This is a genomic window from Streptomyces noursei (genome assembly GCF_016917755.1).
In the GTDB taxonomy this organism is placed as follows: domain Bacteria; phylum Actinomycetota; class Actinomycetes; order Streptomycetales; family Streptomycetaceae; genus Streptomyces; species Streptomyces yunnanensis.
In genome coordinates this window covers 6126329-6150674 of sequence record NZ_CP070326.1, presented here as the reverse complement: position 1 = coordinate 6150674, position 24346 = coordinate 6126329, and the positions used below count along the sequence as shown (strand labels likewise).

At 70.7% G+C, this 24346-nt stretch carries 4 protein-coding genes (1 of these 4 only partly in view); all 4 read right to left on the bottom strand.

The window, feature by feature from the left end; translation table 11 throughout:
• Tightly spaced (each overlapping or abutting the next), the 4 genes in view from JNO44_RS27050 to JNO44_RS27035 form a layout consistent with a single transcriptional unit that may run on beyond the window.
• A protein-coding gene (locus JNO44_RS27050; RefSeq protein ID WP_478219204.1) for a type I polyketide synthase crosses the window boundary here: on the bottom strand, positions 1-2866 show its beginning. It extends 7268 nt beyond the left edge of the window; the window shows 2866 of its 10134 coding nt (coding positions 1-2866); its start codon is at positions 2864-2866; the stop codon falls past the left edge of the window.
• The gene (locus JNO44_RS27045) at positions 2863-8394 is read right to left on the bottom strand and encodes a type I polyketide synthase (protein WP_420882691.1); all 5532 of its coding nucleotides are present in this window, start codon (positions 8392-8394) and stop codon (positions 2863-2865) included. The genes JNO44_RS27050 and JNO44_RS27045 overlap by 4 nt, the downstream gene beginning before the upstream one ends.
• Complete coding sequence (locus tag JNO44_RS27040; protein ID WP_420882690.1) at positions 8391-13238, bottom strand: type I polyketide synthase; 4848 nt, start codon at positions 13236-13238, stop codon at positions 8391-8393. The genes JNO44_RS27045 and JNO44_RS27040 overlap by 4 nt, the downstream gene beginning before the upstream one ends.
• A complete protein-coding gene (locus JNO44_RS27035) occupies positions 13235-24346 on the bottom strand; it encodes a type I polyketide synthase (protein WP_205366451.1) in 11112 nt (3703 codons plus the stop codon). Before JNO44_RS27035 ends, JNO44_RS27040 begins: the two co-directional genes overlap by 4 nt.

Genomic DNA, 24346 nt, shown 5'->3' with positions numbered 1-24346 from the left:
CGTCGGCCAGCGCTCGCAGGTCCTCGCCTTCCACGGCCGCCCAGAACCGCGCATCGACCGGGTCCACCGACACCTCGCCCACCGGGGCGTCCGCGTCGAGCCAGTAGCGCTGACGTTGGAAGGCGTACGTGGGCAGGTCGTCCACGCGGCGGGCGTCGGGGAAGACGGCCGTCCAGTCGACGGTCGCGCCGTGCACGTGGGCTTCGGCCAGGGACAGCAGGAACCGGTCCAGGCCACCTTCATCACGCCGCAGGGAGCCCAGGGCCACGATCTGCTCGGACGTCTCCTGGATGCCCATCGCCAGCACCGGGTGCGCACTGGACTCGACGAAGAGGCGGTGGCCCTGCTCGGCGAGCAGCTGCACGGTCTCCTCGAACCGAACCGTCTGGCGAAGGTTGCGGTACCAGTACTCGGCGTCCAGCACGCTGGTGTCGGTCCGCTCCACAGTCACCGTGGAGTAGAACGGCACCTGCGACGGGCGCGGGGTGATGTCGGACAGGATGCTCAGGAGCTCGTCGCGGATCTCCTCCACGTGCGCCGAGTGGGACGCGTAGTCCACCGGGATGCGACGAGCCCGAACCCCGGACTCCTCACAATCGGCAAGGAGTTCATCCAGCGCGTCGACGTCACCGGAGACCACGATCGAGCCCGGGCCGTTGACGGCGGCGACGGAGATCCGACCGCCCCACCGCTCAACGCGCTCGGCGACCTCATCTGCGGGGAGGGAGACGGACACCATCCCACCCCGACCAGACAGCGCCAGCAGCGCCTTGCTCCGCAACGCCACCACCCGCGCAGCATCATCAAGCGACAACGCACCCGCCACACACGCGGCAGCGATCTCACCCTGCGAATGGCCCACCACAGCGGCCGGCTCAACACCGTACGAACGCCACAGCGCCGCCAGCGACACCATCACCGCGAACAGCACAGGCTGAACAACATCAACCCGCTCCAACGCCTCAGCATCGCCCAGCACATCCAACAGGGACCACTCGACGTGCGGCGCAAGAGCCTGCGCACACGCCCGCATCGACTCCGCGAACACCGGCGAGGAGTCCAAGAGCTCCGCGGCCATGCCCACCCACTGCGAACCCTGACCAGGGAAGACGAACACGACCTTGCGGCCGCCCGCGACGCCCTGAACCAGATGGGGAGTCGAACCGGCGTCCGCGAGCGCGGCGAGTCCGGAGCGGAAGTCGGCCGGGTCGGTGGCGACCACCGCGGCACGGTACTCGAAGGCTGCGCGGCCCGCGGCCAGCGAGATGCCGATATCCGCCGGGTTCAGATCGGGCATCGAGTCCACGTACGACAGCAGACGGGATGCCTGTGCACGCAGCGCGGCCTCGGTCTTGCCCGAGACCACCCACGGCACCACACCCGGCACCACACCCGGCTCCGGCGCGGCAACGGACTGTGCCTCGATCGGCGGTGCCTGTTCCAGGATCGTGTGCGCGTTGGTGCCGCTCACGCCGAATGACGACACCGCGGCCCGGCGCGGTTCGCCGGTCTGCGGCCACTCGACCTGCTCGGTCAGCAGCGACACCGCACCCGCGGACCAGTCCACCTCGGGAGTCGGCTCGTCCACGTGCAGCGTCTTCGGCAGCACGCCGTGCTGGAGGGCCATCACCATCTTGATCACGCCGCCCACACCGGCGGCGGCCTGGGTGTGGCCGATGTTGGACTTCAACGACCCCAGCCACAGCGCCCGTTCGCGGTCCTGGCCGTAGGTGGCCAGCAGTGCCTGGGCCTCGATCGGGTCACCGAGTCGGGTGCCGGTGCCGTGCGCCTCCACCACGTCCACCTGCTGGGCGGAGAGGTTGGCGTTCTCCAGCGCCTGCTGGATGACACGCCGCTGCGAAGGGCCGTTCGGCGCGGTCAGGCCGTTGCTCGCACCGTCCTGGTTGACCGCGGAACCGCGCACCAGGGCGAGTACGGGGTGTCCGTTGCGGCGGGCGTCGGACAGCCGCTCCACGAGGAGCATTCCCACGCCCTCGCCCCAGCCGGTGCCATCGGCGTCGGCGGAGAACGCCTTGCAGCGGCCGTCCGGGGAAAGCCCGCGCTGGCGGCTGAACTCGATGAACGAGCCGGGGCTGGACATCACGGTGACGCCACCGGCCAACGCCAGCGTGCACTCGCCCTTGCGCAGTGACTGCGCGGCCAGGTGCAGGGTGACCAGCGAGGACGAGCAGGCGGTGTCCACGGTGACCGCCGGGCCCTCCAAGCCAAGGGTGTAGGCCACCCGGCCGGACGCGATGCTGCCCGCGCTGCCGTTGCCGAGGTAGCCCTCCAGGCCCTCCGGCACGACGTTCAGCCGGGCCGCGTAGTCGTGGTACATCATGCCGGCGAACACGCCGGTCCGGCTGCCGCGCACCGAAGCCGGGTCGATGCCGGCCCGCTCCAGCGCCTCCCAGGAGGTTTCCAGCAGCAGCCGGTGCTGCGGGTCCATCGCCAGCGCCTCACGCGGCGAGATCCCGAAGAACGCGGGGTCGAACTCCGCCGCGTCGTAGAGGAATCCGCTTTCCCGCACGTATGTGGTGCCGGCGTGGTCCGGGTCCGGGTGGTACATCCCGTCCACGTCCCAGCCGCGGTTGTCGGGGAACGCCGCGATGGCGTCGGTGCCCGACGCCACCAGCTGCCACAGGTCCTCCGGCGAGCCGACGCCACCGGGGTAGCGGCAGGCCATGCCGATGATCGCGATCGGTTCCTGGTCCCCTGCCTCGACCTCGGCCAGGCGGTCCCGGGTCTGTTGCAGATCGGCGATGGCTCGCTTGAGGTAGCTGCGGAGCTTGTCTTCGTTAGTCGGTGACACTTCGACTCCCTTGGGGCGTCCGGAAATCCACGGTGGTTTGGGGGGCTTGCTCAGGACGCACCGAGATCACCGTCCAGCAGGGCGTAGAGCTCGTCGTCGGTCGCCTCGTCGAGGTTGTCGACCGCCGCCGGGCTGTCCGCCCGGGGGGTGTCCACCTGCGCGAGCAGCTTCCGCAACCGTCCGGCGAGCTGTGTGCGGGTGTCCTCGGCGGTGATCGCGGACAGCGCGACCTCCAGCCGGTCGAGGTCCCCGAACACCGCCAACTGTGTGTTCTCCACGGGTAGTTCAGTGAGCAGGTAGTCGGCCAGGGCGGCCGGGGTCGGATAGTCGAAGATCAGCGTGGCCGGCAGTCGCAGTCCGGTGGCCGCGGTGAGCCCGTTGCGCAGTTCCACCGCGGTCAGCGAGTCGAATCCCAGGTCGCCGAAGGTCTTGTCCTCCTCGACGGCCTGGGCACTCGCGTGGCCGAGCACGGTGGCGGCGTGCGCCCGGACCACGTCGAGCAGCACCGCCTCCCGCTCCGCCACGGTCAGCCCGGCCAACCGTTCCCGGAGCGAGGGGCCTTCGGCCGCGACGGCCGCCGGCCGTGTCGCGCCGCGGATCAGGCCGCGCAGCAGCGCGGGTACCGGCGCGCGGACCGCGTCGACGTCCAGTCTGATCGGCACCACCGCAGGCTCGGCCAGGGTGTGCGCCGCGTCGAACAACGCCAGGCCCAGCTCCGGGGTCAGTCCGCCGACCCCGGACCGCTGCATCCTGGTCAGGTCGGTGTCACCGAGGTCGCCTGCCATGCCGCTGGCCTGCGCCCAAAGGCCCCAGGCCAGCGAAACCGCGGGACGCCCCTGGTCGGCGCGGTGGCGTGCGAGCGCGTCCAGGAAGGCATTGGCCGCCGCGTAGTTGGCCTGGCCGGCGCTGCCCATGGTGGCCGCGGCCGACGAGAACAGCGCGAACATCGCCAGGTCCGTGTCGCCCGTCAGCTCGTGCAGGTTGAGCGCGGCGTCCACCTTGGGCCGCAGCACGGTGTCCATCCGCTCCGGTGTCAGTCCTTCGAGAACGCCGTCGTCGAGCACGCCCGCGGTGTGCACCACCGCGGTGAGCGGATGCTCCGCGGGCACCTCGGCCAGCAGTGCGGCCAAGGCGTCCCGATCGGCCACGTCACAGGCCGCCACCCGTGCCTCGGCGCCCAACTCGGCCAGTTCCGCGACGAGTTCCTTGGCGCCGGCGGCGGCCTCGCCACGGCGGCTGGTCAGCAGCAGCTGTCGGACGCCGTATGCGGTGACCAGGTGCCGGGAGACCAGTCGGCCGAGGGTGCCGGTGGCGCCGGTGACCAGCGCCGTACCGGCCGGGTCCAGCTTCGGCGCCGCGTCCTGCACCGGCTGCCCGACCCTGGCCAGCCTGGCCCCGAGCACGGCTCCCTTGCGCACCGCGAGCTGCGGTTCTCCGGTGGCCAGGGCGGCCCCGAGGGCCTGGTGGGAGACGGCTCGGCCGTCGGTGTCGACCAGCACGAAACGGTCCGGGTGCTCGGACTGTGCCGAGCGGATCAGACCCCATACGGCGGCGCCGGCCAGGTCCGACAGTTCGTCGTCCGCGCCCGTGGCGACCGCGCCTCGGGTCATCAGAACCAGCCGCGACGCGCCGAACCGATCGTCGGCGAGCCAGCGTTGGACCAGTTCCAGCGCCCGGTGTGTGGCGGCGCGCACCGCGTCGGCACGCGGCGGCCCCGCCGTCCCGCCGAGCGTGACCAGCACCAGTTCCGGAACGTCGGTCGCGGCGAGAGCGGCCAGGTCGTCGCCCACCTCCACCGCGCAGCCGCCGTCCCGCAGTCCGGCGGCGAGGTCCTCGGTAACGAGGTCCTCAGTGGCGTCGAGCAGTGCCACCCGGGCGGTGGCCGGTTCGGTCCGGAGCTCGGACCAGTCCACCCGGAAGAGCGCGTCGTGGTGCGCGGCCTTGGCACTGTTCAGCTGTTCCACGGACAACGGGCGCAGCACCAGCGACTCGATCGACGCCACCGGCGCACCGGTGCCGTCGGCCACCAGTACCGACACCGCGTCCTGCCCGGCAGGCGAGATCCGTACCCGCAACGCACCCGCACCGTGGCCGTGCAGCGCGACACCGCGCCAGGCGAACGGCAGCCGGACCGGGCCGGAGTCGGCGAAGAACTCGCCCTTGCCGACCGCGTGCAGTGCGGCGTCGAGCAGCGCGGGGTGCAGCCCGAACCGGGCCGCGTCGGCCTGGTTCTCCTGCGGCAGGGCGACCTCGGCGAACACCTCCTCGCCGCACCGCCAGGCCGCGCGCAGGCCCTGGAACGCCGGTCCGTAGCCGTAACCGGACTCCACCAGACGCTGGTAGTAACCATCGACGTCCACCGCCACCGACTCCGCCGGCGGCCACACGCCGCCGAGTCCGCTGGTCGGCGCCGGCGCGGCCGCGGTCAGCGTCCCGCTGGCGTGCCGGGTCCACGGCTGGTCCTCGCCGCGTGCGGGCCGGGAGTGCACCCGTACCGGGCGCGCCCCCGTCTGGTCCGGTTCGCCTACGGTGACGCGCAGTTGGACACCGCCCCGCTCCGGCAGGATCAACGGCGCCTCAAGGGTCAGCTCCTCCAACAGACCACAACCGACCCGCACACCGGCATGCACCGCCAACTCCACAAACGCGGTACCCGGCAACAACACCGAACCCATCACCACGTGATCGGCCAACCACCCATGGGTCGAAACCGCCAACCGCCCGGTGAACACCAACCCCTCAGGCAACTCCACCGCCGCACCCAGCAACGGATGCTCCGCCGACACCAAACCCGCCGATGACACATCCGCCACATCCACACCGGAGTCCAACCAGTACCGCTCCCGCTGGAAGGCATACGTCGGCAGATCCACCCGACGGACTCCCACTCCGGCGAAGAACGCCCGCCAGTCGACCGTCACACCACGCGCGTGGGCACGGCCGACCGCCGCGGTGAGGGCTTCGACCTCCGGGCGACCGTCGCGCAGCACGGGAACGAACGCCTTGCCGTCCAGATCGCTGACGCAGTCCTGGGCGAGAGCGGTCAGCGTGCCGTCCGGGCCGAGCTCGACGTACGTCGTCACACCCGCGTCTTCCAGCGCCCGTATCCCGTCACGGAAGCGGACGCCCTGACGGACGTGCCGGACCCAGAAATCCGCGGTGCCGATCTCCTCACCCGACACCACCGCACCAGTCAGATTCGACACGACCGGAATCCGCGGAGCCCCATAGACCAGCCCCTCCGCAACCTTCCGGAACTCCTCCAACATCCCGTCCATGTGCGGCGAATGGAACGCATGACTGACCGCGAGCCGCTTGACCTTACGACCCTGCCCCTCAAAACCGGCAGCGATCTCCAGGACCGCGGACTCATCACCCGCGACGACAACCGACATCGGACCATTGACCGCAGCGACACTCACACCCTCGACCAGCAGCGGCGCGACCTCGTCCTCCGACGCCTGAACCGCCACCATCGCACCACCCGACGGCAACTCCTGCATCAGCCGGCCACGAGCCGCCACCAGCGTGCAGGCATCCTCCAGCGACAACACACCCGCAACATGCGCCGCCGCCAACTCACCGATGGAGTGCCCCGCCACAAAGTCGGGCTGGACGCCCCACGACTCCACCAACCGGAACAACGCCACCTCAACGGCGAACAACGCAGGCTGCGTATACGCCGTCTGATCCAGCAAGGCACCCTCACCCTCGCCGAACAGCACATCCTTCAGCGGACACTCGAGGCCGGCATCGAACCGCCCGCACACCTCGTCCAACGCCGCCGCGAACACCGGAGAGGACTCATACAACTCACCCCCCATCCCCACCCGCTGCGAACCCTGACCACTGAACAAGAACGCCAACCGGCCCTCGGACACCACATCACGCACCACCCCGGACGCCGAAGCACCCGAAGCCAACGCTTCCAACCCACCGCGGAAGTCGTCCTGACCCGCGCCGACCAGCACCGCACGATGACCCAGCGCGGTACGCGCCGTCGCCAACGAGGACGCCACATCGACCGGATTCAGCCCAGGCGTGGCATCCACGAACGACAACAACCGCGCCGCCTGCGCACGCAACGCCGACTGGGACTTGCCCGACACCAGCCACGGCACCGCACCAACGGCATGCGCCTCGCCAGCGACCTCGTCCTGGTTGTCGCCCTGGTCCTGGTCCTGGTCCTGGTCCTCGGCGGGAGCCTGCTCCAAGATCACATGCGCATTGGTGCCACTGACCCCGAACGACGACACGGCAGCCCGACGCGGCCGTCCCGCATCGGGCCAGTCAACCCGCTCCGTCAGCAGCGAAACCGCACCGGCGGACCAGTCGACATTCGACGACGGCGCATCCACGTGCAGGGTCTTCGGCAGCACACCGTGCCGCATGGACTGCACCATCTTGATCACACCTGCCACACCGGATGCGGCCTGGGTGTGCCCGATGTTCGACTTCAGCGAGCCGAGCAGCAGCGGTTGTTCGCGGTCCTGGCCGTACGTGGCCAGCAGCGCCTGCGCCTCGATCGGGTCACCGAGCCGGGTGCCGGTGCCGTGCGCCTCCACCGCGTCCACGTCCGACGGGGTCAGCCGCGCGTTGGCCAGTGCCTGGCGGATCACCCGCTGCTGGGCAGGGCCGCTCGGCGCGGAGAGGCCGTTGCTCGCACCGTCCTGGTTGATCGCCGAACCACGGACGAGGGCGAGCACCCGGTGTCCGTTGCGGCGGGCATCGGAGAGCCGCTCCAGCAGCAGCACACCGACACCCTCGCCCCAGCCGGTGCCGTCCGCCGCCTCCGCGAACGACTTGCACCGACCGTCCGGCGCGAGCCCGCGCTGACGGCTGAACTCGATGAAGGCACCGGGGTTGGCCATGACCGCGGCCCCGCCGACCAGTGCCAGGGTGCATTCCTGCTGGCGCAGCACCTGGCACGCGAGGTGCAGGGCGACCAGGGACGACGAACACGCGGTGTCCAACGTGACCGCGGGACCCTCCAGGCCGAGGGTGTAGGCCACCCGCCCGGAAAGGACAGCGGAGGCGTTGCCGGTCAGCACATAGCCTTCGGTGCCCTCCGGCGCCTGCTGTGCCCCCGGCCCGTAGCCCTGGTACGACGCGCCGACGAACACCCCGGTCCGACTGCCGCGCACCGAAGCCAGGTCGATGTCCGCCCGCTCGAAGACCTCCCAGGACGCCTCCAGCAGCAGCCGCTGCTGCGGGTCCATCGCCAGCGCCTCACGCGGCGAGATCCCGAAGAACTCGGCGTCGAATTCGGCGGCGTCGGCGACGAAGCCGCCCTCACGCGCATACGACGTGCCGGGGTGGTCCGGGTCCGGGTGGTACAGCCCCTCGATGTCCCAGCCGCGGTCTTCGGGCAGCCCGACGACCGCGTCCCGGCCCTCGTCGACCAGCCGCCACAGGTCCTCCGGCGACTCCACGTCACCCGGATACCGGCAGGCCATGCCCACGATCGCGATCGGCTCCCGCGCAGCGGCGGTGAGTTGCCGGTGTTGTTGCCGGAGCCGTTCGGTCTCCTTCAGTGAGGCTCGCAGCGCCTCGAACACCTTCTCATTGGAGGCAGCCATCATGAGCTCCACGGTTCGGCGGATTCGGCTTCACCCAGCGCCATCCGCAACAGGTCGTCATGGTCCATCGAGTCGATCGAGTCGAGCCGTTCCCGGCTGTCCGAGCTCTCCGCGGCCTCTGTGGCGTCGGATGCCCCGGCGAGTTCCAGGAGTGCGTCCAGCAGGCCCGCCGCGCGCAGTTCGTCCAGCGAAACCGCGGCGAGCGCCTGCCGGATACGGGCCTCTTCCGGATCGAGCGTCGGCTCGGAGTCGCCCTCCGGCGCCAGTTCGGTGCGCAGGCGCTCCACCAGCGCGGTGGGCGTCGGATGGTCGAACACCAGCGTGGGTGGCAACTTCAGCCCGGTCGCGGCGTTCAGCCGGTTCCGTAGTTCCACCGCGGTCAGCGAGTCGAAGCCCAGCTCGCGGAACGCCCTGGTGGCCTCCACCGTGTCCGCCGAGGAGTGGCCGAGCACAGCGGCGACCTGGCCTCGCACCAGCTCCAGGAGGGTCCGGGCCTGCTCGCTGTCCGGCAGCCCCGCCAGTCGCTCCCGCAGTGCCGCGCCGGCGTCCGTGCCCTCGGTCTCCGCTCCGGCCGCGTCCCGGACCTCGGGCAGGTCCTCGATCAGCGGACGACGACGCGCCGCCGTGAAGCCAGGCACGAACCGTGCCCAGTCCACATCGGCCACGGCGACGAACGGTTCCGCCTGGCCGACCGCCTGGCGCAGTGCCGCGACCGCCAGTTCCGGCGCCATCGCCCGCAGGCCGCGGCGGAGGAGGAACTCCTCGTTGGTCCCCTCGGCCATGCCCGCACCGGCCCACAGGCCCCAGGCCACCGACGTGGCAGGCAGGCCACGGCCGCGGCGCTGCTGTGCGAACCCGTCCAGGAACGCGTTGGCCGCGGCGTAGGCGGCCAACCCGCCGCTGCCCCAGACCCCCGCGTTCGACGAGAACAGCACGAAGGCGTCCAAGGCATCGTTGTCCAGCAGGGCGTCCAGGTGCAGCGCACCGCCGACCTTCGCGGCGAGCACGTCGGCGAACTCGGCCGTCGTGGTGCCCGCCAGCGGCGCCCCGTCGCCCACACCGGCGGCGTGGACCACCGCGCGGATCGGTTCGCCCTGTGCCGTCAGTCGCTCCACCAACGCCGCCACCGACGACCGGTCCGCGACGTCGCACGCCTCGACGAGCACCTCCGGGCCGAGCGCGGCCAGTTCGTCCCGCAGCTCGACCGCACCGGGCGCGTCCAGACCACGGCGGCTGGTCAGCACCAGCCGCTCCGCACCGGCCCCGGCCAGCCACCTGGCGACGTGCGCGCCCAACGCGCCGGTGCCGCCGGTGACCAGCACCGTGCCGCGCGGCTGCCAGTCCGGCACGGACGCGGTGCCGAGCGGCGCGTGTGCCAGGCGACGCGCGAAGACACCCGCGGGGCGAACCGCCACCTGGTCCTCGTCGTCGAGCCCGGCCAGCACCCCGGCCAGAACGGTCGCCGTCCGCTCGTCGTGCACCTCGGGCAGGTCGACCAAGCCGCCCCAGCGTTCCGGGTGCTCCAGGCCGAATACCCGGCCGAGGCCCCAGATTTGGGCCTGGTCCGGGTCGACCTCCTCGCCCGACGCGGTGGCAACCGCGCCCCGAGTGCCGATCCACAGCGGCGCGGACACCTCCGCATCGCCGAGCGCCTGCACCAGAACCACCGTGGCGGCGACATGGGCGGGCAACACCGGGTGCGCCGGATGCGCGGCGCCGGCCTGCCCGAGGAAGGAGAACACCCCGTCGATCTCGGCATCGGCCGCCAGCTCACGCAGCCGTACGGCGAGCGTCGCCCGGTCCGCCGAGCCCGGATCGAGCTCCAGGTGGACGAGCTCCGCCCCGTGCGCCGTGAGCGCGTCGAACGTCCCGGTCCGCTCGCCGGTCGTCACGACCAGCCACGTACCGGAAAGCTTCGGTGCCGAGGGGTTGGCAACCCGCTTCCAGTCGATCCGGTAGCGCCACGAGTCCACCGTGTTCTTCTCACGACGGGTCTGGCGCCAGGCGGACATGGCGGGCAGCACCGCGCTGAGCGGAGCATCCACGTCAACCCGCAGCGCAGCCGCCAGCTCCGGTACGTCCGCACGCTCGACGGCCGCCCAGAACTCGTCGTCCAACGGGTCGGCCTGTCCCGGGTAGCCGGCTTCCAGCCAGTAGCGCTGACGTTGGAAGGCGTAGGTGGGCAGATCGTCCACGCGGCGAGCGCCGGGGAACACGGCCGTCCAGTCGACGGTCGCCCCGTGCACGTGGGCTTCGGCCAGCGACAGCAGGAACCGGTCCAGGCCACCTTCATCACGCCGCAGGGACCCCAGGGCCACGATCTGCTCGGACGTCTCCTGGATACCCATCGCCAGCACCGGGTGCGCACTGGACTCCACGAAGAGCCGGTGGCCCTGCTCGACGAGCAGCTGCACGGTCTCCTCGAACCGAACCGTCTGCCGAAGATTCCGGTACCAGTACTCGGCATCCAGCACACTGGTGTCGATCCGCTCCACCGACACCGTCGAGAAGAACGGCACCTGCGACGGGCGGGGAGCGATACCCGCCAGGATGCTCAGGAGCTCCTCGCGGATCTCCTCCACATGCGCCGAGTGGGACGCGTAGTCCACCGGGATGCGACGAGCCCGAACCCCAGACTCCTCACAATCGGCAAGGAGTTCATCCAGCGCGTCGACGTCACCGGAGACGACAATCGAACCCGGGCCGTTGACGGCGGCGATGGAGATCCGACCGTCCCACCGCTCAAGACGCCCGGCGACGTCGTCGACCGGCAGCGAGACGGACACCATCCCGCCACGACCGGAGAGAGCCAGCAGCGCCTTGCTCCGCAACGCAACAACCCGCGCAGCATCATCCAGCGACAACGCACCCGCCACACACGCAGCCGCGATCTCACCCTGCGAATGGCCGACGACAGCCGCCGGCTCGACACCATACGAACGCCACAACGCCGCCAGGGAGACCATCACCGCGAACAGCACGGGCTGAACAACATCAACCCGCTCCAACGCCTCAGCGTCGCCCAGCACGTCCAGCAACGACCACTCGACGTGCGGGGCAAGGGCCTCAGCGCACGCGCGCATCGACTCCGCGAACACCGGCGAGGAATCCAGAAGCTCCACCGCCATGCCCACCCACTGCGAACCCTGACCAGGGAAAACGAACACCGCACGGTCACCCGCCACGGTGCCCTGCACCACACCAGGCGCCGCAGTCGCATCCGCCAGCGCAGCCAGGCCGCCACGGAAGGCAGCCAGGTCAGCACCGACCACCGCAGCACGATGCTCAAAAGCAGCACGCCCCGCAGCGAGCGACAAGCCCACATCCACCGGGTTCAGCTCGGGCGTGGCATCCACGTACGACAGCAAGCGGGCCGCCTGTGCACGCAGCGCGGCCTCGGTCTTGCCCGAAACCACCCACGGCACCGCACCCGGCACCGGCGCGGCAACGGCCTGCGCCTCAACCTGCGGCGGCGCCTCCTCCAGAATCACATGCGCATTCGTGCCGCTCATTCCGAACGACGACACCGCGGCCCGCCGCGGCGCATCCGTCCGCGGCCACTCCACCTGCTCGGTCAGCAGAGAAACGGCACCGGCCGACCAGTCGACCTTGGGCGTCGGCTCGTCCACGTGCAGCGTCTTCGGCAGCACACCGTGCCGCATCGCCAACACCATCTTCATCACACCGGCCACACCAGCAGCGGCCTGAGTGTGACCGATGTTCGACTTCAACGACCCCAGCCACAACGCCCGTTCGCGATCCTGACCATAGGTGGCCAGCAGCGCCTGGGCCTCGATCGGGTCACCGAGGGAGGTACCGGTGCCGTGCGCCTCGACCACGTCGACCTGGCGTGCCGAGAGTCGCGCGTTGGCCAGCGCCGCCCGGATCACCCGGACCTGCGACGGTCCGTTGGGGGCCGTCAGCCCGTTGCTCGCGCCGTCGGAGTTCACTGCCGATCCGCGCAGCACGGCCAGCACCGGATGCCCGTTCCGGCGGGCGTCCGACAGCCGCTCCAGGACGAGCATGCCGGCGCCCTCGGAGGGGCCGAACCCGTCCGCGGCGGCCGAGAACGCCTTGCAGCGACCGTCCGCGGCCACCCCGCCCTGGCGGCTGAACTCGATGAAGGTGTCCGGGCCCGACATGACGGTGACGCCGCCGCTCAGCGCGAGCGTGCACTCGCCCTTCCGCAGTGACTGGGCCGCCAGGTGGAGTGCGACCAGCGACGAGGAACACGCGGTGTCCACGGTGAAACTGGGGCCTTCGAAGCCGAGCACATAGGCGATCCGCCCGGACACGAAGCTGCTCGCGCCGCCGGTGAGCAGGAAGCCGTCGAGGTTCTGGTCGGATCGCCGGATGCCCTCGACGTAGCCGGAGTACCAGGCGCCGGCGAAGACACCGACCTGGCTACCGCGCAGGGAGCCCGGGTCGATCCCGGCTCGTTCGAACGCCTCCCAGGAGGTCTCCAGCAGCAGCCGCTGCTGGGGGTCCATCGCCAGTGCCTCACGCGGCGAGATCCCGAAGAACGCCGGATCGAACTCGCCCGCGTCGTAGAGGAACCCGCCTTCCTTGGTGTACGAGGTCCCGCGCTCTGCGTCTTCCGCGTGCAGGGCGCCGAGGTCCCAGCCGCGGTCGGTCGGGAAGGCCGAGAGCGCGTCGCCGCCGGAGGAGACCAGCTGCCAGAGGTCCTCCGGCGAGGCGACCCCGCCGGGGAAGCGGCATGCCATGCCGACCACCGCGATCGGCTCGTGCTCCTTCTCCTTGACCTGGCGCAGCCGCTCGGTGGCGTCGTCCAGGTCGGTCACCACGCGCTTGAGGTACGCCCGAAGCTTCTCTTCGCTCGCCATCACAACTCACGTCCCCACTTGCTGTCGATCAGGTCGAAGATCTCGTCATCGGACGCGGACTCGATCTGTTCCGCGACCCCTCGGCCGTCCACATCGCCCCGCACGTCGTCCCATTGGGACAGCAGGGACTTCAGGCGCGCGGTGATGTCGGCGCGTGCCTGTTCGTCCGGTGCGATGGCGCTCATGTCGTCCGGCACGATCGCGGCGAGCGTCGCTTCCAGGCGTTCCAGCTCGGTCAGCAACGAGCTGCCGTCAGCGGCCTCGTCTCCCAGGAGCTCGGCGCGCAGGAGTTCGGCGAGCGCGGTCGGGGTCGGGTAGTCGAAGACCAGCGTCGGTGGCAGGCGCAGGCCGGTGGCTGCGTTGAGGCGGTTGCGCAGTTCGACGGCGGTCAGCGAGTCGAAACCGACCTCCTGGAAGGCTCGTCCTGGCTCGATCGCGGCTCCGGAGGCGTGTCCGAGCACGGTCGCGACATGGGTCCGTACCAGGTCGAGCAGGACCCGACTCCGATCCGCCTCCGGCGTCTCGGCCAGCCGCTGTGCCAGCGACGGGCCGTGCGAGGCGGCGGCGCCGGCCTCGACCATCCGCCGGACCGGACCGCGGGCGAGACCTCGCAGCGACGGCGGCACGTCCGCGGCGCGCAGGGTTCGGGTGTCCAGGCGCATCGGTACGACGGTGGCCTCGGGCCGTCCGATCGCCGCATCGAACAACGCCAGACCCTCCTCAACCGACAACGCACCCACACCAACCCGCGTCATCCGCTGCACATCGACATCCCCAAGATGCCCCGTCATCCCACTCGAACGAGCCCACAACCCCCACGCCAACGACACACCCGACAAACCCAACGCACGACGATGCGCAGCCAACCCATCAAGAAACACATTCGCCGCCGCGTAATTCGCCTGCCCCGCACCACCCAACGTCCCCGACACCGACGAGAACAACACAAACAACGACAAATCAAGACCAGCCGTCAACTCATGCAGATTCCACGCCGCATCCACCTTCGGCCGCAACACCGCAGCCAACCGCTCCGCAGACAACGACCCCACCACACCGTCATCCAACACACCCGCCGCATGCACCACCGCAGTCAACGGATGCTCCCGCGAAATCCCCGCCAACACCCCAGCCAACTCATCACGATCAGCCGCATCACACGCCGCCACCGACACCGACGCACCCAACCCCGTCAGCTCCGCAACCAACTCCTCAGCACCCGGCGCCCCCAACCCCCGCCGACCCACCAACACCAACCGACGCACACCGTGCTCCACCACCAGATGCCGGGCCACCAACCCACCCAACACACCAGTAGCACCCGTGACCAGCGCAGTCCCCTCCGGATCCACCCCACGCGGCACCGTCAACACCAACTTGCCCACATGCCGCGCCTGACTCAAGAAACGCAACGCCTCCGGAGCACGTCGCACATCCCAACCCCGCACCGGCAACGGCCGCAACACACCACGACCAAACAACCCCACCAACTCACCCAACATCTCGGCGATGCGGTCGGGTCCGGCGTCCATCAGGTCGAACGCGCGATAGGTGACGCCGGGGTGCGAGGCAGCGACCTGCTCGGCATCCCGGACGTCGGTCTTGCCCATCTCCACGAACCGGCCGCCCCTCGGCAGCAGCCGCAGTGAGGCGTCCACGAACTCCCGGGCCAGGGAGTCCAGTACGACGTCTACGCCCTGGCCGTCCGTGGCACTGCGGAAGCTTTCCTCGAAGTCGAGGGTACGCGACGACGCGATGTGCGCGTCGTCGAAGCCCAGCGAACGCAGCAAGTCCCACTTGCCGGGGCTCGCGGTCCCGAAGACCTCGGCACCCCAATGCCGCGCGAGCTGCACCGCAGCCATGCCCACACCACCCGCGGCGGCGTGGATCAGCACCGACTCGCCCGCACCCAACCCGGCGAGGTCCTTGAGCGCGTAGTAGGCGGTGAGGAACACCACCGGCACCGAGGCCGCCTGCGTGAACGACCAACCCGACGGCATCCTGGTGACCAGTCGGTGATCGGTCACGCTGACCCGGCCGAACGCGCCGGAGAGCAGGCCCATCACCGCGTCGCCGGGGGCGAGACCGGTCACTCCCGGCCCGACCTCCAGCACAACGCCCGCACCCTCGCTGCCCATCAGTGCCTCGTCCGGGTACATGCCGAGGGCGATCAGCACATCGCGGAAGTTCAGGCCCGCGGCCCGCACCTCGATCCGCACCTGGCCCTCGGCCAGTGGTTCGGTGTCGGCCGTGCACTCGGTGAGGGCCAGGTTCTCCAGCGTGCCCTTCTCCGCGATGTCCAACCGCCATGCCGAGCTGTTCGGCGGCACCAGCGAACCGTCTCCGGTGACCCGCACCAGGCGCGGCGCGGACACCACACCCTCACGGACGGCAAGTTGCGGTTCGCCGGTCGCCAGCGCCGCAGCAACCACCTGGTACGAGGCGTCGTGCTCGTCCAGGTCCAGCGCCACCAGCCGGTCCGGATTCTCCAGCTGCGCGGACCGGACCAGGCCCCACAGCGGGGCATGCACGAGGTCCGACACGTCCTGCGACTCTCCGGCCGCGACGGCACCCCTGGTGACCAGCACCAACCGCGACTCCGCGAACCGCTCGTCCGCCAACCACGCCTGGACGATCCCCAGTGCGGCGCCCGTGGCCCCGCGCACCTCCGCGGGCGACAGCGCGACGCCATGGTTCGGCGGGAAGGCCACGAACACCAGCTCCGGCACGGCATCCGCTGCGCCGAGGACGGCCAGGTCCGGGTAGGCGTCGAGTTCGACACCGGCGGCGGCCAGCTCCGCCTGAAGCTTGAGCTCGTCCGCACCGATCAACGCCCAACGGCCGTGCCCCGCCTCCGGGTTCGCCGGGCTCGCCGGGCTCGCCGGGACCGCCGGGTTCCCCGCGACCGGGATGTCCGACCAGTCCAACCGGAACAGCGAGTCGTGCGTAGCGGCATCGGCCACTGCCAACTGCTCCTCGGTCACCGGACGCAGCACCAATGACGCCACCGACGCCACCGGTTCGCCGCTGCTGTCGGCGACCGCGAGCGCCACCGCGTCCTGACCGGCCCGGGACACCTTGACCCGCAACGCCGCCGCACCAGCCGCGTGCAGATGCACCCCGCTCCAGGCGAACGGAAGGTAGCCGTGCTCGGCGTTCGGCAGGAAGTCACCGAGACCGACCGCCTGAACCGCGGCGTCCAACAGGGCGGGATGCAGCCCGAACCGAGCCGCGCCGTCCTGCTGCTCCGGTGCCAGGGCGACTTCGGCGAAGACCTCGTCGCCGCGCCGCCAGGCCGCACGCAGACCCTGGAACGTCGGGCCGTAGTCATAGCCCTGTGCGGCCAGGTACTCGTAGCGCCCGGACAGGTCGACGGCGACCGCCCCGGCGGGGGGCCAGCTGCCGTCTTCGGGGGCCACGGTGCCCTGGCCGGCGTTCAGCGTGCCGGTAGCGTGCCGCGTCCACGGCCCGTCGTCACCCTGGCGGGAGTGCAGGTGCAGCGACCGGCGACCGGAGTCGTCCGCCGCGTCGATCACCAGTTGCAGATGGACCCCGCCGCGCTCGGGCAAGACCAGCGGCGCTTCCAAGGTGAGTTCTTCCAGGTGGCCACAGCCGACCTGGTCTCCGGCACGGATCGCAAGCTCGACGAAAGCCGTACCGGGCAACAGCACCGAGCCCATCACGGCGTGATCGGCCAACCACGGGTGGGTGGCGAGCGACAAGCGCCCCGCGAACAGGAAGCCATCCGCCCCGGCCAGCGGGACAGCGGCACCCAGCAGCGGGTGATCCGCGGAGTCGAGACCAACGGCGGAGAGGTCGCCCATCCGGCCCGCAACCGCTTCCGGCCAGTAGCGCTGACGCTGGAAGGCGTAGGTGGGCAGGTCGTCCACGCGGCGGGCGTCGGGGAAGACGGCCGTCCAGTCGACGGTCGCGCCGTGCACGTGGGCTTCGGCCAGCGACAGCAGGAACCGGTCCAGGCCACCTTCATCACGCCGCAGGGACCCCAGGGCCACAATCTGCTCGGACGTTTCCTGGATGCCCATCGCCAGCACCGGGTGCGCACTGGACTCCACGAAGAGGCGATGGCCCTGCTCGGCGAGCAGCTGCACGGTCTCCTCGAACCGAACCGTCTGCCGGAGATTCCGGTACCAGTACTCGGCATCCAGCACGCTGGTGTCGATCCGCTCCACCGACACCGTCGAGAAGAACGGCACCTGCGACGGGCGTGGGGTGATGTCGGACAGGATGGTCAGGAGTTCGTCGCGGATCTCCTCCACGTGCGCCGAGTGGGACGCGTAGTCCACCGGGATGCGACGAGCCCGAACCCCAGACTCCTCACAGTCAGCGAGGAGTTCATCCAGCGCGTCAACATCGCCGGAGACGACGATCGAACCCGGGCCATTCACCGCGGCGACGGAGATCCGACCGCCCCACCGCTCAAGACGCCCGGCGACGTCGTCGACCGGCAGCGAGACGGACACCATCCCGCCCCGGCCGGACAGAGCCAGCAGCGCCTTGCTCCGCAACGCCACCACCCGCGCAGCGTCATCCAGCGAGAGCGCACCCACCACACACGCCGCGGCGATCTCACCCTGCGAATGGCCGACGACAGCCGCCGGCTCAACACCGTACGAACGCCACAACGCCGCCAGCGACACCATCACCGCAAACAGCACAGGCTGAACAACATCAACCCGCTCCAACGCCTCAGCGTCACCCAGCACATCCAACAGGGACCACTCGACGTGCGGCGCAAGAGCCTCAGCGCACGCCCGCATCGACTCCGCGAACACCGGCGAAGAGCCCAGAAGCTCCACCGCCATGCCCACCCACTGCGAACCCTGACCAGGGAAGACGAACACGACCTTGCGGCCGCCCGCGACGCCCTGAACCAGATGGGGAGCGGAACCGGCGTCCGCGAGCGCGGCGAGTCCGGAGCGGAAGGCAGCCAGGTCGGCCCCGACCACCGCAGCGCGATGCTCGAAGGCTGCGCGGCCGGCAGCCAGTGAGAGGCCCGCTTCCGCCGGGTTCAAACCAGGCGTGGCATCCACGTACGACAGCAGACGGGCCGCCTGTGCACGCAGCGCGGCCTCGGTCTTGCCCGAGACCACCCACGGCACCACACCCACCGGCGCCGCACCCGTCGATGCCGCAACGGGCTCCGCGTCAACCTGCGGCGGTGCCTCCTCCAGAATCACATGCGCATTCGTGCCGCTGATCCCGAACGACGACACCGCGGCCCGCCGCGGCGCGCCCGTCCGCGGCCACTCCACCTGCTCGGTCAGCAACGACACCGCACCCGCGGACCAGTCCACCTCAGGGGTCGGCTCGTCCACGTGCAGCGTCTTCGGCAGCACACCGTGCCGCATCGCCAACACCATCTTCATCACACCGGCCACACCAGCAGCGGCCTGAGTGTGACCGATGTTCGACTTCAACGACCCCAGCCACAACGCCCGTTCGCGGCCCTGGCCGTACGTGGCCAGCAGTGCCTGGGCCTCGATCGGGTCACCCAGCGTCGTGCCGGTGCCGTGCGCCTCCACCACATCGACGTCCGACGTGCCAAGGCCCGCGTTGGCCAGCGCCTGGCGGATCACCCGCTGCTGCGACGGACCGTTCGGCGCCGTCAGACCATTGGACGCACCGTCCTGGTTCACCGCGGAACCCCGCAGCACCGCCAGCACCGGATGCCCGTTCCGACGTGCGTCAGACAACCGCTCCAGCGCCAACATGCCCGCGCCCTCGGCGAGGCCGAAGCCTGACGCCCCGGCGGCGAACGCCCTGGACCGACCGTCCTGGGACAGGCCGTTCTGGCGGCTGAACTCGAAGAACATGTCCGGGGTGGACATCACCGTCACGCCGCCGGCCAACGCCAGTTCGCACTCGCCCTGCCGCAGCGCCTGCGCCGCCAGGTGCAGCGCGACCAGCGACGAGGAACACGCCGTGTCGACCGTCACCGCCGGACCTTCGAGACCGAACGTGTACGAAACCCTGCCCGACAGCACACTCGCACCGTTACCGGTCGCCAGATAGCCGTCGAAGGTGTCCTGGTCGCTCTGCAGCAGCGGCATGTAGTGCTGGCCGTTGGTCCCGGCGAACACGCCGACCTGCTTGCCGCGCACCAACGCCGGGTCGATTCCGGCCCGTTCGAACGCCTCCCAGGAGGTTTCCAGCAGCAGCCGGTGCTGCGGGTCCATCGCCAGCGCCTCACGCGGCGAGATCCCGAAGAACGCCGGGTCGAACTCCGCCGCGTCGTGCAGGAATCCGCCGTGGCGGACGTAGGAAGAACCGGACCGCTGGCGAGTGGGGTCGTAGAACGCGTCGATGTCCCAGCCGCGGTTCTCCGGCAACCCGGTCACCGCGTCGTGGCCGCCCTCGACCAGCTGCCACAGTTCCTCCGGTGTGCGCACGTCGCCGGGGAAGCGGCAGCCCATGCCCACGATCGCGATCGGCTCGTCGTCCACCGGCGCGACGGTCGTCACTGCCGCGACCGCACGGTCCGAACCGACCAGTTCGGCGCGCAGGAACTCGGCGAGCGCCACCGGGGTCGGGTAGTCGAAGACCAGCGTGGCGGGCAGCTTGAGTCCGGTGGCCGTGTTGAGCCGGTTACGCAGGTCCACCGCGGTCAGCGAGTCGAAACCCAGCTCACGGAAGGCACGCTCGACCGCCACGGCGTCCGTGCTGGCGTGGTCGAGGACCGCCGCCAAGTGGTCGCGCACCAGGTCGAGGACGATCCGCTGCTGCTCCGGCTCGGCCAGTCCGGACAGACTGCGGACCAGTTCGGAGGCGGTTGTCGACTGCTCGTCCTTGCCTTGTTCCGCCGCGGCCAGGATGCGCTTCACGTCGGGCAGCTCGGCGAACAGCGGGCTCGGCCGCAGCGCCGTGAACCCCGGCAGGAACCGGTCCCAGTCCACGTCCGCGACCGCCACGAACGGCTCGTTGTGATCGAGGACCTGCTGAAGCACGGTGAGCGCCAGGTCGGGCGCCATCGCCCGCACGCCACGCTTGCGCAGGAACTCCGCACCGTCCGCGTCGGCGGCGGTCTCCGAGCCCTGCCACGGGCTCCAGGCCACCGAAAGGGCCCGCGCGCCGGTGGCCCTGCGCCGCTCGGCCAGTGCGTCCAGGAACGCGTTGCCCGCCGCGTAGGCGCTCTGACGGCCGCTGCCCCAGACACCGGCGACCGAGGAGAAGTAGACAACGACTTCCAGAGAGTCGTAGTCGAGCAGTTCGTCGAGGTGCGCGGCGCCGGAGACCCGGGAGGACAACACCTGGGCGAAGTCGGCGAGTTCGGTGTCAGCCAGCGCGGACATCTCGGCGGCGGGAGAGGAGTGTGCCACGGCAGTGAGCGGATGCTCGGCGGGCACCGAGGCCAGCAGCCGTGCGACCGCGTCCCGGTCGGTCACGTCGCAGACGGCGACGGTTACCTTCGCGCCCAGTTCGGCCAGCTCGGCCTCCAGGTCGGCGGTGTCCCGCGGGTCGGGGCTGGTCAACAGCAGGTGTTCCGCGCCCTGTTGGGCGAGCCACAGCGCAACCCTGGCACCCAGCGGTTCGGTACCGCCGGTCACCAGCACGGTGCCGGACGGTCGCCACTTGCGAAGACCGCGCTCCGCTATCGGAGCCGGCTGGAGCCGCCGCACGAACACACCGGCGGAACGCACCGCGAGCTGGTCCTCGTCACCCGCACCGGCCAGCACGCCGACCAGTCGGGTCACCGCCCGGTCGTCGAGGGCCTCGGGCAGGTCCACCAGTCCGCCCCAGCGTTCCGGGTGTTCCAGGGCCGCGACCCGGCCGAGCCCCCAGACCTGTGCCTGCGCCGGGTGGGACACCTGGTCGGAGCCGCCCACGGACACCGCGCCCCGGGTGACGCACCACAAGGGCGCGTCGATCCCGGCATCCCCCAGGGCCTGCACCAGCGCGACCGTTCCGGCCACACCGACGGACAGCACTGGGTGCAGCGGGTGCGGCTCATCGGCCGGACCGAGCAGGGACAGCACACCGGACAGCTCGATGTCGGACGGCAGAGCGGCCCGCAGGGCCTCCCTGTCGACGTCGGTCACCTCGGCCTCGACCACGTGCGCGCCGTGCGCGGTCAGCGCGGCGACGGTGGCGGTCGTCCACTCGTCGGTGCGCCCGGCGGGCCGCACCACGAGCCAGTTCCCGGACAGGCGCGCGGCGGTGGTCTCGCCGATCGCATGCCATGCGACGCCGTAACGCCAGGAGTTCACCGTGGACTCCTCGGCGCGGGCACGCCGCCATGCGGACATCGCGGGCAGCACCTTGCTCAGCGGGTCGGCGCCGTCCACGTTCAGCGTGTCCGTCACACGCTCCAGGTCTTCGCGCTCCACCGCGCGCCAGAACTCGGCATCGACCGAATCCACCGCCCCAGCCGGACTGCCCGCGTCGAGCCAGTAGCGCTGGCGCTGGAAGGCGTACGTGGGCAGATCGTCCACCCAGCGAGCACCGGGGAACACGGCCGTCCAGTCGACGGTCACGCCCTGCACATGCGCTTCGGCCAGCGACAGCAGGAACCGGTCCAGGCCGCCCTCGTCACGCCGCAGGGAGCCGATCGCAGTCACCTGCTCCGACGTCTCCTGCACACCCAGCGTGAGCACGGGGTGCGCGCTGGACTCCACGAAGAGCCGGTGGCCCTGCTCGGCGAGCAGCTGCACGGTCTCCTCGAACCGAACCGTCTGGCGAAGGTTGCGGTACCAGTACTCGGCGTCCAGCACGCTGGTGTCGATCCGCTCCACCGTCACCGTGGAGTAGAACGGCACCTGCGACGGGCGCGGGGTGATGTCCGCGAGGATGCTCAGGAGTTCGTCGCGGATCTCCTCCACATGCGCCGAATGCGACGCATAGTCCACCGGGATGCGACGAGCCCGAACCCCAGACTCCTCACAGTCAGCGAGGAGTTCATCCAGTGCATCGACGTCACCGGAGACGACAATCGAACCCGGGCCATTCACCGCGGCGACGGAGATCCGACCGCCCCACCGCTCAAGACGCCCGGTGACCTCGTCGACCGGCAGGGAGACGGACACCATCCCACCGCGACCGGACAGGGCGAGCAGCGCCTTGCTCCGCAACGCCACCACCCGCGCAGCATCATCAAGCGACAACGCACCCGCCACACACGCGGCCGCGATCTCGCCCTGCGAATGGCCTACGACAGCCGCCGGCTCGACACCGTACGAACGCCACAACGCGGCCAGGGAGACCATCACCGCAAACAGCACAGGCTGAACAACATCAACCCGCTCCAACGCCTCAGCGTCGCCCAGCACGTCCAACAACGACCACTCGACGTGCGGCGCAAGAGCCTGCGCACACGCCCGCATCGACTCCGCGAACACCGGCGAGGAGTCCAAGAGCTCCACCGCCATGCCCACCCACTGAGCGCCCTGACCAGGGAAGACGAACACCGGTCGGTCATCTGCCGTGGCAGTGCCCCGTACGGCACCGTTCGCGTCACCGGTCGCCAGGGCCTCAAGTCCGGCGCGGAGGGAGTCCAGGTCGGAGGCAACCAATGCGCCCCGGTGTTCGAGCGCGACGCGGCCGGTCGCCAGTGAGAAGCCCACGTCCGCCGGGCGCAGGTCGGGCGTCGAGTCCACGTAGGACAGCAGGCGGGCGGCCTGCGCGCGCAACGCCTGCTCGGTCGCACCGGACAGCACCAACGGCACGACGTCGGTGGCCTGCTCCGACTCCGGCTTCGGCTTCGGCTTCGGCTCGGCAGTGGGCGGCTGCTCCAGTACGACATGCGCGTTGGTGCCGCTGACTCCGAACGACGAAACGCCGGCGCGCCGCGGCTCGCCGGTCTGCGGCCACTCGATCTGTTCGGTCAGCAGGGAGACGGCACCGGCCGACCAGTCGACCTTGGGCGTCGGCTCGTCCACGTGCAGCGTCTTCGGCAGCACACCGTGCCGCATCGCCATGACCATCTTCACCACGCCGCCGACGCCGGCCGCGGCCTGGGAGTGCCCGATGTTGGACTTGAACGATCCGAGCCACAAGGGCCGTTCACGATCCTGGCCGTAGGTGGCCAGGATCGCCTGCGCCTCGATCGGGTCGCCGAGGGTGGTGCCGGTGCCGTGCGCCTCCACCGCGTCCACCTGCTGGGGCGTCAACCCGGCGCTGTCCAGTGCCTGGCGGATGACGCGCTGCTGCGCGGGGCCGTTGGGCGCGGTCAGGCCGCTGCTCGCGCCGTCCTGGTTGACCGCGGTGCCGCGCACCACGGCCAGCACCGGATGCCCGTTGCGCTGCGCGTCGGACAACCGCTCCACCAGGAGCATCCCCGCGCCCTCGGACCATGCGGTGCCGTCCGCCGCGCCGGCGAACGACTTGCAGCGTCCGTCCCCGGCCAGTCCGCGCTGCCTGCTGAACTCCACGAACGCGGCCGGGGTGGACATCACGGTGACGCCACCGGCCAACGCCAGCGTGCACTCGCCCTTGCGCAGTGACTGCGCGGCCAGGTGCAGGGCCACCAGGGACGACGAGCACGCCGTGTCGATGGTGACCGCGGGACCTTCCAGACCGAAGGTGTAGGCGATGCGTCCGGAGACGACACTGCCCGAGTTGCCCGTGCCGAGGTAGCCCTCGACGCCGTCGGGTACCTCGTGCAGCCGGGTCGCGTAGTCGTGGTACATCAGGCCGGCGAACACACCCGTCCGGCTGCCGGACAGCGCGGTCGGCGCGATACCGGCCCGCTCGAACGCCTCCCAGGAGGTCTCCAGCAGCAGTCGCTGCTGCGGGTCCATCGCCAGCGCCTCACGCGGCGAGATCCCGAAGAGCGCCGGGTCGAACTCGGCCGCGTCGTGCAGGAAACCGCTCTCCCGGACGTAGCTGGTGCCGGTGTGGTCCGGGTCCGGGTCGTAGAGCGCGGCCAGATCCCAACCACGGTCGGTCGGGAACGGCGAGATCGCGTCGCCACCGTCGGCCACCAGCTGCCACAGGTCTTCCGGGGAGTTCACGCCTCCCGGATAGCGGCAGCTCATGCCGATGATCGCGATGGGTTCCTGTTCCCCCGCCTCAAGCTCCTGGACTCGCCGGCGGGCCTCGCCGAGGTCGACGGTGGCACGCCTGAGGTAATCGAGAAGCTTCTCCTCGTTCGACAT